The organism is Erwinia sp. CGal63 (genome assembly GCF_037026505.1).
Lineage (GTDB): Bacteria > Pseudomonadota > Gammaproteobacteria > Enterobacterales > Enterobacteriaceae > Erwinia.
Genome location: NZ_JAKUMN010000005.1, coordinates 111,677 through 124,580, shown reverse-complemented (window position 1 = coordinate 124,580; position 12,904 = coordinate 111,677). Strand labels below are relative to the sequence as shown.

The 12,904-nt window shown below is 61.5% G+C and carries 8 protein-coding genes; 5 read left to right on the top strand and 3 right to left on the bottom strand.

Features of this window, described 5'->3' with window-relative positions; translation table 11 throughout:
* Positions 1 to 25 precede the first annotated feature (25 nt).
* From bcsG to bcsE, 3 genes are read right to left on the bottom strand one after another with little or no spacing between them, the layout of a single operon-like run.
* The gene (gene bcsG, locus MKZ79_RS15845; protein WP_336143503.1) at positions 26 to 1,669 is read right to left on the bottom strand and encodes a cellulose biosynthesis protein BcsG; all 1,644 of its coding nucleotides are present in this window, start codon (positions 1,667 to 1,669) and stop codon (positions 26 to 28) included.
* Complete coding sequence (gene bcsF, locus MKZ79_RS15840; protein WP_336143502.1) at positions 1,666 to 1,851, bottom strand: cellulose biosynthesis protein BcsF; 186 nt, start codon at positions 1,849 to 1,851, stop codon at positions 1,666 to 1,668. Before bcsF ends, bcsG begins: the two co-directional genes overlap by 4 nt.
* The gene (gene bcsE / locus MKZ79_RS15835; RefSeq protein WP_336143501.1) at positions 1,848 to 3,389 is read right to left on the bottom strand and encodes a cellulose biosynthesis protein BcsE; all 1,542 of its coding nucleotides are present in this window, start codon (positions 3,387 to 3,389) and stop codon (positions 1,848 to 1,850) included. The genes bcsF and bcsE overlap by 4 nt, the downstream gene beginning before the upstream one ends.
* Before the next feature lie 176 nt (positions 3,390 to 3,565).
* On the opposite strand from bcsE, the gene bcsR reads away from it, so the two are divergent.
* From bcsR to bcsC, 5 genes are read left to right on the top strand one after another with little or no spacing between them, the layout of a single operon-like run.
* Positions 3,566 to 3,760, top strand: a complete 195-nt coding sequence (gene bcsR, locus MKZ79_RS15830) for a cellulose biosynthesis protein BcsR (protein ID WP_336143500.1) — start codon at positions 3,566 to 3,568, stop codon at positions 3,758 to 3,760.
* Positions 3,760 to 4,488: a cellulose biosynthesis protein BcsQ gene (gene bcsQ / locus MKZ79_RS15825; protein ID WP_336143499.1), complete on the top strand. Its 729-nt coding sequence runs from the start codon at positions 3,760 to 3,762 to the stop codon at positions 4,486 to 4,488. The genes bcsR and bcsQ overlap by 1 nt, the downstream gene beginning before the upstream one ends.
* Complete coding sequence (gene bcsA / locus MKZ79_RS15820; RefSeq protein ID WP_336143498.1) at positions 4,485 to 7,079, top strand: UDP-forming cellulose synthase catalytic subunit; 2,595 nt, start codon at positions 4,485 to 4,487, stop codon at positions 7,077 to 7,079. Before bcsQ ends, bcsA begins: the two co-directional genes overlap by 4 nt.
* A 21-nt stretch (positions 7,080 to 7,100) precedes the next feature.
* On the top strand, positions 7,101 to 9,398 hold the full coding sequence (gene bcsB / locus MKZ79_RS15815) for a cellulose biosynthesis cyclic di-GMP-binding regulatory protein BcsB (RefSeq protein WP_336143497.1): 2,298 nt from the start codon (positions 7,101 to 7,103) through the stop codon (positions 9,396 to 9,398).
* Positions 9,398 to 12,865 (top strand): cellulose synthase complex outer membrane protein BcsC, encoded by a 3,468-nt coding sequence (gene bcsC / locus MKZ79_RS15810; protein WP_336143496.1) that lies wholly within the window; start codon positions 9,398 to 9,400, stop codon positions 12,863 to 12,865. The genes bcsB and bcsC overlap by 1 nt, the downstream gene beginning before the upstream one ends.
* The last annotated feature ends 39 nt before the right edge of the window (positions 12,866 to 12,904 follow it).

Here is a 12,904-nt window from a genome sequence, read left to right as displayed (position 1 = left end):
CCAGGTCGGTGCCTCTTCAGTCACGCTACTGCGGATAAGCGACCCAGTCGCCGCCGTTTAGCCTGATCCAGGGTTTGCCCTGATACATCATGACCACCGCGTTGTCGTTTTCCGACACTACCTGAGTCTGCGGCAGATTCTCGGTCAGCACCGACATATTGACGTTGGCGGCATTGAACACCTGACCATCCACCACGCGGGAAACCAGATCGGAGAGCGCCAGCAGGCTGGTTGGCGCTTCCACGGTGAGCGGCTGTCCCTGATGCGGCGCTTTCATGCCGACAAACTTAATGCCGACCGGCACATGGGTAATACTCGGGCTGGGGATATCGCGCAGGCCGGACATCTGCATTTTGTCGCCCTGCAGCGCCGCGCCATGCTCCGGCACCACCATCACCATCACGCGGCGACCCGATTTATCCAGATTGGTCAGGAAGGCGTCAAGCTGGTCGAACAGCAGTTTGGCGCGCGGCTGCCAGGCGGCGGTTTTGGTGCTGCCCAGCTCGCGCGTGCCGTCGTGCAGCGGGATCAGATTGTAGAAAGTCGCAGTACGGGCTTCCGCGCTTTTCTGTCGGTCATCCAGCCAGCGCTGCATCAGCTCGCCGTCGTTAAATACCGGCGTGCTGTCGAACGAGGTCCAGGAAGCACTGATGCCAGCCTGCGACATCAGCGGCGCCTGCAGATCGCCATCGTCGCGCAGCTCCTGCAGATAGTTTCCGAAGACGCCGGTATGATCCATCATCAGCTGCTCTTTAAAGCCCAGCTTAGCCAGGTTATCAAACAGATAACACTGTCGATCGGTCGGCTTGTAGAGATCGCTGTGCGAGGTCTGGCCGCAGCTGGCGCGCAGCAGGCGAATGCCCGCCGGGCCGCTGTAGCCGGTCGCGGAGTTATAGTTGTTCAGCACGATATCGAAATGCTTCCACAGCGGATGGCCGCGCAGCTGCGCGACGTCCACATCCGACCAGGCAAGCGAACAGATATTGATCACCAGGATATCGAAAGGCGCTGAATCTGCCGGCAGCGAATCGGGAAAATGCGTAACGCGCTGCTTTTCGCTGGCGTAAAACTTGTTCAGATAAGCGGTCAGATTGGCGCTGGTCGGCGGCGCGGACTGATCCATCGCGTTGGCATTGGCAGCGGCCTTATTCGGCTGCGCGGCGGTGTTAAGCGCCACCGGCGGCGTCGCCTCTTTGGTCGGCAGTAGCGCAAAAGAGGGCCCGGCCATATTCACCACGTTGATCCACAGCAGCATCAGCGACACCAGCACCGAGACGCGTAGCCACTGTGAGATAAACAGATAGAGCACCAGTATTACGAAGCCGACGCCGACCATTTGCCAGTTGATAAAACGGTTAGCCAGATCCAGCAGGTAAGCGCCGGAAAAACCGACCAGCTGGCTGCCTTCGCTGGCGATGCTCTGCGGGCCGGGCAGCCAAGTATCGTGCCAGAACAGCGCAAAGCCGACAGGCAGCGAGATCCAGTTGCGCCAGCGATGTAGCCGCTCGTTGGGCAGCGGCAGCAGCAGCCACGCCAGAAAGACCAGGTTGGTCAGGGCGTGGAAGTTAAGGTAACCAAACCACAGCAGCGCGAATTTGATCAAAAAATAGAAATTCCAGCCGCCCAGGCCACGCCAGGCAGCAGGTTGTCGAATCCTGGATTGACTCATGACTTATCCGATTCAGAAGAGTTACGCCGCCAGATGCCTTCATATTTCAGCGCGCGAGGCGGCGTAACCCGCAGCACCAGGCCCCGCCACTGCCTGGGCAGCCAGCGGGCGTAAAAGGGTTTCAGCAGCAGCAGCAGCAGAACCAGCAGGATCAGGATTTGCACGCCATCCATTAACGTCATGGCAGATTGTCCGGTGAATCCTGACCCAGGATAATGTTCTGCGGCTGCCGGCGCTCTGTTACCACAGGCGCGGCCACTGTTTGCTCCGGCGCCCGCGGTACAGGCGCGTCGCGCCAGGCGGTCGGCACCTGGCTGGTCATCTGCCGCACCTCCGACAGGATCTGCAAATCCTCGTGCCATACCAGTCGGTTAGAGAAAATCTCATCGTGCGGCAGCTGGAAGATAAACTTCAGCGCGGTATTCAGGTCGCTGAAGCGGCAGGATGAGAGGAAAAGATAAAGCCTGTCGCCCACCAGCGTGACCAGGTCGCCATAACGGCGCGGTTTGCACAGCGTCAGCGCCTGCTCTGGTTTCAGTTCGGGAACGGGACGCAGCGCTACCAGCAGCCCTTTGCCGTTTTCCGGCAGTAGCGTATTGTTCACCAGCAGCGTGACCGACTGACAAAATTCCGGCAGCGTCAGGTAGCCGCGCGCCTGTAAAGGCTGCATCGATTTCATCAGCGCCTGCAGGTCGGCCGGGACATGACGATTATAGGACTGGCCCTGGATGCCTTCCAGCATGGTCAGAAAGCGCGACATGGTGGCGTTGACCGGCACAATGCTGTTGACGCCGCAGGCCAGCAGCAGCCGCTCGTCGCTGTAGCGCAGCGAAGGGCGCATCTCACGCACCACGATTTTCAGGCCGCTGCCGCGCGTACGGCGCAAATTATGAATCTGCTCCGCCAGCGTGGGGATCTGATCGTTATGCTGCAGGCTGAAAATCACCGTCGCGGCGTTCGCCTGCTGCGCGCGATTATGCAGATCCGCGTTATCCTCATACAGCGTCCACTGATTCGACAAAGGCGGCGCGCCTTCCAGCACGGATTTCTCCGCCAGCCAGAGCGTTTCGTCGTTCAGCGTCAGCGGCGCGCTCTGTTCCTGCTCCTGAAGCGTAAACTGGTCCATATTCAGGGCCAGTCTTAATTCGCGATCTGCCAGCATGCCGCCGCCGTTGGCCCACCAGTTAATGCGGTAGTCCCAGCTGTCCTGCTGCCAGTCGAGCTGCGCCAGGCCATCCACATGACGATAAAGCGTCTGCAGCTGACCACGTAGCGTATTGATTACTGAACCAAAGCTAATGATTAGCAGCGCGATGGGTTTAGCAGCAAGAAAGTGTTGAAGCCTTTTCGTCCACTGCCGCAGCTCTTCCTGGCTGAGTTTTTCCCACAGCGTCGCCGGGGCGAAAAACAGGACCAGTCGCGGTTTTTCCGGAAGCACGCGAGCCAGATCGTTCGTGAAAGCGAGCAGCGCCCGACGGGTTTCCGGCAGGGAAAAAAGCGGGATGGCCGCAGGCCCGCCGACCGGCGCGGGCGAAAGCAGCGTTTCCGGCGCCAGGCCTGACGCGATCAGCGTTACCGAACGCTGCGCAGCGATGCACTGACGCGCCAGAATACGGGCGTCCTCCTGACGGTTGGCCGTCAGCCAGTAACATCCCGATGGCTGCATCAGCATCAACTCATCTCTGACTTGATCAAATCCTAACGTAAATGGCGATGTCATAAGATATTTCGCAACCCGGCTTATTCTACGGCTAGAGTGTAGTCCAGTTAAAAAATGAAGTAGCATCATTGTATTCTGGCTAATATACATTACAACTTATAGCAAACCGACCTGAACCCGACCTAAGAATTTTCTTGCTCGGGGCGGACTTTTTGCTGCCTTCTGGGGCTATCTCTATGAGTCAACTCGCTGATAAAACGCTGCCGTTGGCGCGTGAATCCCAGGACGATATTGCGCAACTGGAACGCGCTTTTTCACTACAGAACTGGCGCTATATCGATATCGATCGCCAGGAAAGGCTGGCCGGGATACTGAACCGCTGGCCGCTGCTGGCCGAGCTGGCCGGTGCTGCGCAGTACGAGGGGCAGTAATGACGGTTATTGCTTTACAGGGCGTCAGAGGCGGCGCCGGAGCGACTTCATTGACCGCCGCCTTCGCCTGGGCGTTGAACCGGCTGGGTGAACAGGTCATCGCTATCGATTTATCGGCCGATAATCTGCTGCGTATGCACTTCAATATGGCGGTCGGCCAGCCGCGCGGCTGGCTGCGCACGGCCCTTGACGGCTTACCGTGGCAGCAGAGCGCGCTGCGCTACGCGCCGGGGCTGGATTTTATTCCGGCAGGGCGGATCAACGACGACGAGCGCATGGATTTTATCCGCCAGCCGGAGAAATACAGCCACCTCTGGACGACGCAAATCGAAGCGTTAAAGCGGCTTTACCCCTGGATTTTGCTCGACGTGCCGGCTGGCGATACGCCGTGGACGCGGGCGATGCTGGCGCTGGCCGATCGCGTATTAATGGTGGCGACGCCGGACGCCAACTGCCATCTGCGTCTGCATCAGCAGACCTTTGTGCCGCATTCGCTGTTTCTGCTCAATCAGTTTTCGCCGGTTAGCAAGGCGCAGCAGGATCTGCACCAGCTGTGGGTCAACAGCCTGAAAAACTTTATCCCTTTAACGATTCATCGCGATGAAGCGGTGGCGGAAGCGCTGCTGAACAAGCAGCCGCTGGGCGAATACCGGCCGCACGCACTTGCGGCAGAAGGCATGATGACTTTCGCCAACTGGGCGCTGATTAATCTGCGGGAGCGTGCATGAGGCCGCTGCACTGGCTGTTGATGCCTGCGGCCACGGCGGCGCTGCGCGAGCGCTATTCCGGCTACCGCCAGCACGGCGCCGGCGGCGCGACCGCCGCTATTCAGTGCTTCTGGGTGGCGCTCGGCTGGGCTTTTTTGCGTTTTGAAACGCCAGCCTGGCAGCACGTGCAGGCGCAGCGCCGCCGCCTTTATCCGCATATCTCGCCGGAAAGGCCGCGTCCGGCAGATATTCTGCGCTATCTGCTGCAGACGCTGTGGCTGCTGCTGGTGATCCCTTTTAGCGGCGTTTCGCTGAGCGATCGCGCGGGCCGCTATACCCTGCGCACGCCGCGCCAGCGTTTTTACAACTGGCTGGCCAAACTGCCGGAAAAAGCGGAGGCGCGCGATATGGAAAAGCGGGTCGAGCGTAGCCTGCGCCGTTTGCCGCCGCTGCTGCGTAAAGCGCTGTTCGCCGTGGCGATTGTGGTGGCGACAGCGCTGGCGATCCTCTGTATTTCACAGCCGTTCGATCTCATGACGCAGTTTATCTTTGTGGTGCTGCTGTGGGGCGTGGCGATGGTGGTGCGGCGCGTTCCTGGCCGATTATCGACCATGATGCTGATCGTGCTGTCGCTGACCATCTCCTGCCGCTATCTCTGGTGGCGCTACACCTCGACGCTGAACTGGGACGATCCGCTGAGTCTGACCTTTGGCGTGCTGCTAATCGGGGCGGAAACCTACGCGTGGGTGGTGTTGATTCTGGGCTATTTCCAGACGCTGTGGCCGCTGAACCGGCCGCCGGTCTCCATGCCGGAAGATATCAGCAGCTGGCCGACGGTGGATCTGCTGGTGCCGACCTACAACGAGCCGCTGAGCGTGGTTAAACCGACGCTGTACGCCGCGCTGGGCATCGACTGGCCGAAGGACAAGCTCAACGTCTACGTGCTGGATGACGGCAACCGGCCGGAGTTCCGCGCCTTCGCGGAAAAAATCGGCGTGAACTATATCGCGCGGCCGACGCACGAACATGCCAAAGCGGGCAATATCAACCACGCGCTGCGTACGCACTGCCGCAGCGAGTTCGTCTCGATTTTTGACTGCGACCACGTGCCGACGCGTTCGTTTTTACAGATAACGCTGGGCTGGTTCGTTAAAGATCCAAAGCTGGCGATGCTGCAGACGCCGCACCATTTCTTCTCGCCCGATCCTTTTGAACGCAACCTGGGCCGTTTCCGCCGGACGCCGAACGAAGGCACGCTGTTCTACGGGCTGGTGCAGGACGGCAACGATATCTGGGACGCGGCGTTTTTCTGCGGCTCCTGCGCGGTGATCCGACGTACCGCGCTGGACGAAATCGGCGGCATCGCGGTGGATACCGTTACCGAAGACGCGCATACCTCGCTGCGTCTGCACCGTAAAGGCTACACCTCGGCCTATATCCGCATTCCCCAGGCCGCCGGGCTGGCGACGGAGAGCCTTTCCGCCCATATCGGCCAGCGTATTCGCTGGGCGCGCGGCATGGTGCAGATCTTCCGGCTGGATAACCCGCTGATGGGCAAAGGGCTAAAACTGGTGCAGCGTCTCTGCTACGCCAACGCCATGCTGCACTTTTTGTCCGGCATTCCCCGGCTGATCTTCCTGCTGGCGCCGCTGGCTTTCCTGCTGTTCCACGCCTACATCATCTATGCGCCAGCGCTGGCGATCGCCATCTTCGTGCTGCCGCATATGCTCCATACCAGCCTGACCAACTCGCGTATTCAGGGGCGCTGGCGACACTCGTTCTGGAGCGAGGTGTATGAAACGGTGCTCGCCTGGTATATCGCGCGGCCGACCACGGTGGCGCTGTTCAATCCGCACAAGGGCAAATTCAACGTTACGGCGAAAGGCGGCCTGGTCGAAGAGCAGCATCTCGACTGGGTGATTACGCGGCCCTATATGTTTCTGGTGTTGATCAACGTCGCCGGGATTATCGCCGCCATCTGGCGCCTGAACTACGGCCCGCCGAATGAGATCCTGACGGTATTGGTCAGCGTGGTCTGGGTGATTTACAACATGATTATTCTCGGCGGCGCGGTGGCGGTTTCCGTAGAGGCTCGTCAGCTTCGCGAGGCGCACAGGGTAGAGATTGCCATGCCTGCGGCGCTGGCCCGCGAGGATGGCCATATGCTGCCTTGTACGCTGCGCGATTACTCCGACGGCGGCGTCGGCCTGGAGCTGCGCGAAGAGAATCAGCTGAAAGAGAATGAGAAGGTCTGGCTGCTGCTGCGGCGCGGCCAGCAGGAGTTCAGCTTCCCCTGCTTCGTGCAGCGCACCTTTGGCCGCCGCGCCGGTATTCGTCTGCACGAGCTGACTACCGAACAGCATATCGAATTTATTCAGTGCACCTTTGCCCGCGCCGACACCTGGGCGCTGTGGCAGGACGGTTTTCCCGAAGACAAACCGATGCAAAGCTTCGCCGATATCATGGTGCTGGGCTTTAAAGGCTACCTGCGGCTGGCCGAGTACGGGCCGCAACCGCTGCGTGGCTTTTTTGCCGGGCTGACGCGCTTTACCGGCTGGGTAGCCTCATTTTTCCCGAAGGGCGTGGGACGACCCGATCCCGCCGCTCGCTGACGCAAAGTTGATGATGAAACGATGACGAGAAAACTACGCTGGTTCACTGCTGTTTTGATGGGCGTTATGCCGCTAACCCATGCGGCGCCCGACGCCGCGCCGCTGCCGATGGCCGCATCTGACGCGCCCGCCGCGCCGGTGAACGTCGATCCCGCCGCGCCTGTACGCGAAGTGACGCAGACCTTCGCGCAGATTGCGCCGCCGCCGGGCACTTTTAAACTGACCGGCACGCGCACGCAGGGGCAGATTGAATTTGGCGTGCGCAGCGACGAGGTGGTGACTAAAGCGGTGCTGAATCTGAGCTATCTGCCTTCGCCTTCGCTGCTGCCGTCGATCTCGCATCTCAAAGTCTATCTTAATGATGAAATGGTCGGCCTGGTGCCGATAACCCAGGAGCAACTGGGTAAACCCGGTCAGCTACAGCTGCCGCTCGATCCGCGCTTTATCGGCGATTTCAACCGCGTGCGGCTGGAGCTGGTCGGCCACTACACTAACCTGTGCGAAAACCCGGCCAACAGCGCGGTCTGGATGGATATCGGCAAAGAGAGCTCGCTGGCGCTGACGCTGCAGAAACTGCCGGTGCAGGACGATCTCTCTCATTTTCCGGAGCCTTTTTTCGATACGCGCGACAACCGTCCGCTGATCCTGCCGATGGTGTTTGCCGGCGCGCCCGATCTGGGCGAGCAGAAAGCCGCCGCCGTGCTGGCTTCGTGGTTCGGCACCAAAGCGGACTGGCGCGGCCAGTCGTTCCCGGTGATGTACAACAAGCTGCCTGAACAGCAGCATGCGGTGGTGTTCGCCACCAACGATCGCCGTCCCGACTTCCTGAAAGCGATGCCGCCGGTGGATAAACCCACCATCGCCATCGTCAATCAGCCGCAGGATCCCTACGAGAAAATGCTGCTGATTATGGGACGTGACGACCAGGATCTGTTGAAGGCGGTACAGGGCATCGCGCAGGGCGACGTGCTGCTGCGCGGGCAGAGCGCCACCGTGGACGAAGTCAAAGAGCTGGCGCCGCGCAAACTGTATGACGCGCCAAACTGGGTGCGTACCGATCGGCCAACCACGTTTGGCGAGCTGCAGCAGTACGCTGACCAGCTGCAAAGCGACGGACTGCAGCCGAACCCGATTGCGGTAACGCTGAAGCTGCCGCCGGATCTCTTCCTGGTTCGCGCGCGCGGCATCGATATGAATATCAATTACCGCTACACCACGCCGATGCAGGATGACGGCTCCAGGCTGGCGATTCACCTTAACAACCAGTTTGTGCAGGATTATCCGCTGCCCGGCAAAAACGATAGCGGCAAACAGCTGCTGCGCATTCCGCTGATTCAGGGGCTGACCGACGGCAGCACGCAGCTGACCATTCCGGCGCTGCGCCTGGGCGTGGTCAATCAGCTACGCTTCGATTTCGATTACGCCAGCATCTTTATGGGCGGCACCTATAACAGCGCCACCAATGAAGGACGCTGCGAAACCGTGACGCCGGTCGCCAACCATGTGGTCATTGACGAAAATTCCACTATCGATTTCTCCGGCTATCGCCACTATATGCAGATGCCTTCGCTGCGCGCCTTTGCTAACGCCGGTTTCCCGTTCAGCCGCAACGCCGACATGGCGCAGACGCTGGTGCTGGTCAATCCGCAGCCGGAAGCGGACAAGGTCAGCGCGCTGCTTAACGCGCTGGGTAATATCTCGGCGCAGACAGGCTATCCGGCGCTGAAAGTGCAGATGACCGATGACTGGAGCCGGGCGAAAGAACAGGATGACGATCTGCTGATGATCGGCGAAATTCCGCAGGAGCTGAAGGACGACAGTAAAATCAATCTGCTGGTGGACGCGGCGAAAAGCTGGGTCAACAAGCCGAATCGCCAGGATAATTTCTCCACGCAGCCGCTGTCGTCTGAGGATATGCACGCGGAGAGCCAGACCTCTATCAGCTCGAACGGCCCGATGGCGGCGATCATCAGTTTTAAATCGCCTTTCTTTGATCAGCGTAGCGTCGTGGCGCTGCTGGCGGACAGTCCGCGCGCCTGGCAGCTGCTGAACGGCGCTTTGATCGACAGCGGCAAGCGCGCGGCCATTTTCGGCTCGGCGTCGATTATCCGCGAATCCGGCGTTAACAGCCTGCGCGTGGGCGATACCTGGTATGTCGGTCATCTGCCGTGGTGGGAGAAAGTCTGGAACGCGCTGGCGACTCATCCGATGCTGCTGGCGCTGTTCGCCGCGATAGTGGTGGTGCTGTTCGCACTGCTGCTGTGGCGACTGATGCGCGCTGTCAGCCGTCGTCGCCTGGGCGATGAGGACGATCTGTAGTGAGCCCGCGCTGGATTGCTCCCGCGCTGCTGCTGCCGCTGGGCTGCGTGGCGGCTCAGGCGGCGGAAGTCGCGCCGCTCGACTGGCTGCTGCAGCAGGTGCGCGTTGGCGAGGCGACCAATAAGTTCGATCTGGTCAGCCAGTCGCTCTATCGTCTGGAGAAAATCGCGCCGGACAATCCGCAGGTTGTGGCGGCGCAGATCCGCCAGGATCTGCGTATGGGTCAGCAGGATCGGGCGCGGGAGAGGCTGGCGCGGCTAAAAAAGCTGGCGCCGGACGCGCTGTCGACGCGGCAGGCGGAAGCCAGCCTGGTGCTGATCTCCGACGAAGGCCGACAGCAATTCCAGCAGGCGAGGCTGCTGGCCGCTTCCGGGCGTCTGCCGGAGGCGCGCGCCGCCTGGGACAAGCTGTTTCACGGCGTTTTCCCTTCCAACGATATCGCGCTGGAGTACTGGCGGCTGGTGGCTCGTTTGCCTGACCAGCAGCCTGAAGCGCTGAAGCAGCTGGAGACGCTGGATCGCGACGCGCCGGGCAGCATCAACGTTAAAATGGCCATTGCGCAGCTGCAGCTGAGCCAGGACAACCGCGCGGCGGCAGTGAAACAGCTGCAGGAAGTGGCTAACGAACCCGCTGGCCGCACGCAGGCGGCCGAGCTGTGGCTGAGCGATATCAAATCGCAGCCGGTGACGCCGGAAACCGTGGCGCAGCTGAAAACCTATCTGCAGACCTTCACCAGCGATAAACCCCAGGCGGACGGGCAGCTTGAGCTGGCGCGGCAGGAAAAGATGCTGGCCGATCCCGCTTATCAGCAGCGGCTGCGCGGTCTGGCGCTGATCGACAAGGGCGAAAGCACGGCGGCTATTCCCGCGCTGCGGGCGGCGCTGAAGGCCAGTCCGAACGATGCCGATCTGCTGGGCGCGATGGGCCAGGCGCTGGCGCGCGCCAACCAGCGTGAAGAGGCAGACGGCTATTTTCAGCGGGCCGTGGCGGCCGACGCCCAGGGCACGGATATCGGCAAATGGCAAAGCCTGCTCAAGTCCAACCGCTACTGGCTGGCGATTGCCGCAGGCGACAAAGCGCTGGCGGCGGGCGATATTCGCGGCGCGACGCGCAGCTATCAACAGGCGCAAAGCCTGGATAACACCGACGGCTACGCGCTAATCGGCCTGGGCGACGTGGCGCTGGCGCAGAAAAATTCGCAGGCGGCAGAATCGCTGTTCCGTCGGGCACGCCAGATCGATCCGGGCAACGCCACGGCAACGCAGCGGTTAGTGAACCTTTACCAGCAGCAGTCGCCGGAAAAAGCGCTGGCCTTTATCAACGGCCTGCCCGCCGCGCAAAAACGATCGCTGGGCGCGACGCTGGTCAGCCTGCGCAGCAGCACGCTGAGCGCGGAAGGCGATAAACAGGCGGCGGCCGGACGCTGGGCGCAGGCGGCGGAACAGTACCGCCAGGCGCAGCAGGGCGCGCCGGACGATGTCTGGCTGAACTACCGGCTGGCGGGCGCGCTGCGTCAGGCGGGCCAGCCGCAGGCGGCAGATCGGCAAATGGCGGCGATGGCGCAGCGCCAGCCAGGCGCGCCAACGCAGGTTTACGCCTACGCGCTCTATCTTTCCGGCAGCGATCGCGCCGAAGAAGCGCTGCGGCAGCTGCACACGCTGCCCGCAGAGAAGCAGGATCAAAATATCAAAGAGCTGACCGCCCGGCTGGAAACGGACAGGGTTATCGCCCGCGCCGACCAGCTGCGTGCCAGCGGTCAGGAGAGCCAGGCCATCGCGCTGCTTGGCCAGTTGCCGCCTTCCAGCCGCATCACGCTGACCGAAGCGGACTGGGCGCTGGAGCGCGGCGACGCGGAACAGGCGCTGGCGCGCTATCGTGACGTCAGCGAAAAAGAGCCGCAGAACAACGACGCGCGGCTGGGCGAAATCGAAGCGCTGGTGGCGCTGAAAGATCTGCCTGCGGCGAAAGCGCGGCTTCAGGCGCTACCGCCAGCCATAGCGGAAGAGAGCGTAAATACAGGAAGACGCGTAGCTAACGCGGCGCAAAGCGTCGGCGATACTGCCCGCGCGGCTACGCTTTATGGCTTGCTTAAGCCGAAGGCAGCGCAGGAGATGCCGTCGCAAAGCAGCGCGCTGGTATTCCGCGACGCGGCCCGGCTGGAAGCGGCGCAGAACCAACCTGCCGCCGCGCAGTATGACTATCGCCAGGCGATGGTCGCCAGCGGCATCGCCGCCGCGCCGCCGCAGAGCACGGAAGAGTATACGCGGCTGACGCGCAACGACGAGCGGGACGACTGGCTGAAGCGCGGCATCCGCAGCGAGGCGGCCGATCTGGCGCGCCAGCAGGACACCGTCCTGACGCTGGAAGAGGATTACGCCCGCAACAAAGGCACCGGCGGCGTCTCCGATTTCACCGCGCACACGACGATGATGCAGGCGGAAACGCCGTTCGGCCAGGGCAAAGGCTGGCTGCGGTTGGATAACGTCGATATCTCGGCAGGCACCTTCTCGCGCAACAGCCTCGGCAATATCGACGAAAACTACGGCACCTGCGCCAACGACGATGCGACCTGTAACCGCGACTTTCGCCAGCACCAGAACGGCACCAGCGTCGGCGTCGGCTACAACAGCGACAAATGGTCGGCGGATATCGGCACCACGCCGCTGGGCTTCGAAGTCACCAACTGGGTCGGCGGCTTTACCTGGAACACCAGCGTGAAGGATCTGGGCGTTTCGCTGACCGCTTCCCGTCGTCCCATCTCCAGCTCGCTGCTGGCCTATGCGGGCGCGCGCGATCCCAATACCGCCAGCGGCAAAACCTGGGGCGGCGTGGTCGCCACCGGCGGCGCGGTTGGCCTGAGCTATGACCAGGGCGGCGCGCACGGCGTCTGGGCCGATATCAGCGCGCACCAGATCACCGGCGAAAACGTCAAGGACAACTCCCGCGAGCGGCTGATGGCGGGTTATTACTACAAGCTGATTAACGAGAACAACCGACGGGCGACCATCGGCCTCAACGGTATGCTGTGGCACTACGCGCAGGACTTAAGCGACTATTCGCTCGGCCAGGGCGGTTACTACAGTCCACAGAGCTATAACTCGCTGTCGGTGCCGTTAACTTATCGCCAGCGGACGGAGAACTGGTCATTCGATCTGGGCGGCTCGGTTTCCTGGTCCCATTCCCGCACGCGCGGCCAGTCGCGCTATCCGCTAAGCTTCGGCGCGCTGACCAGCGATAACCCGCGCGGCGACAGCAGCAGCAGCAGCGGCTTCGGCTATACGCTGCAGGCGGTGGTGGAGCGGCGGCTCAGCGCGCACTGGACGCTGGGTTTGGGCATGGATATCCAGCAGGCGAAAGACTATACGCCAAGCCACGGCATGCTTTATCTGCGCTATTCGATGGCGGGCTGGGAAGGCGATCTTGATATGCCGCCGCAGCCGCTGACGCCCTACGCGGACTTTAAATAACCTTCGAAGCCCATCGGAAAACGCTTAATCGGTCAGTAG

Excerpts from the sequence above, each read along its gene's own strand:
- bcsG (WP_336143503.1), bottom strand. The coding sequence starts at position 1,669 with ATGAGTCAATCCAGGATTCGACAACCTGCTGCCTGGCGTGGCCTGGGC.
- bcsF (WP_336143502.1), bottom strand. The coding sequence starts at position 1,851 with ATGACGTTAATGGATGGCGTGCAAATCCTGATCCTGCTGGTTCTGCTG.
- bcsE (WP_336143501.1), bottom strand. The coding sequence starts at position 3,389 with ATGACATCGCCATTTACGTTAGGATTTGATCAAGTCAGAGATGAGTTG.
- bcsR (WP_336143500.1), top strand. The coding sequence starts at position 3,566 with ATGAGTCAACTCGCTGATAAAACGCTGCCGTTGGCGCGTGAATCCCAG.
- bcsQ (WP_336143499.1), top strand. The coding sequence starts at position 3,760 with ATGACGGTTATTGCTTTACAGGGCGTCAGAGGCGGCGCCGGAGCGACT.
- bcsA (WP_336143498.1), top strand. The coding sequence starts at position 4,485 with ATGAGGCCGCTGCACTGGCTGTTGATGCCTGCGGCCACGGCGGCGCTG.
- bcsB (WP_336143497.1), top strand. The coding sequence starts at position 7,101 with ATGACGAGAAAACTACGCTGGTTCACTGCTGTTTTGATGGGCGTTATG.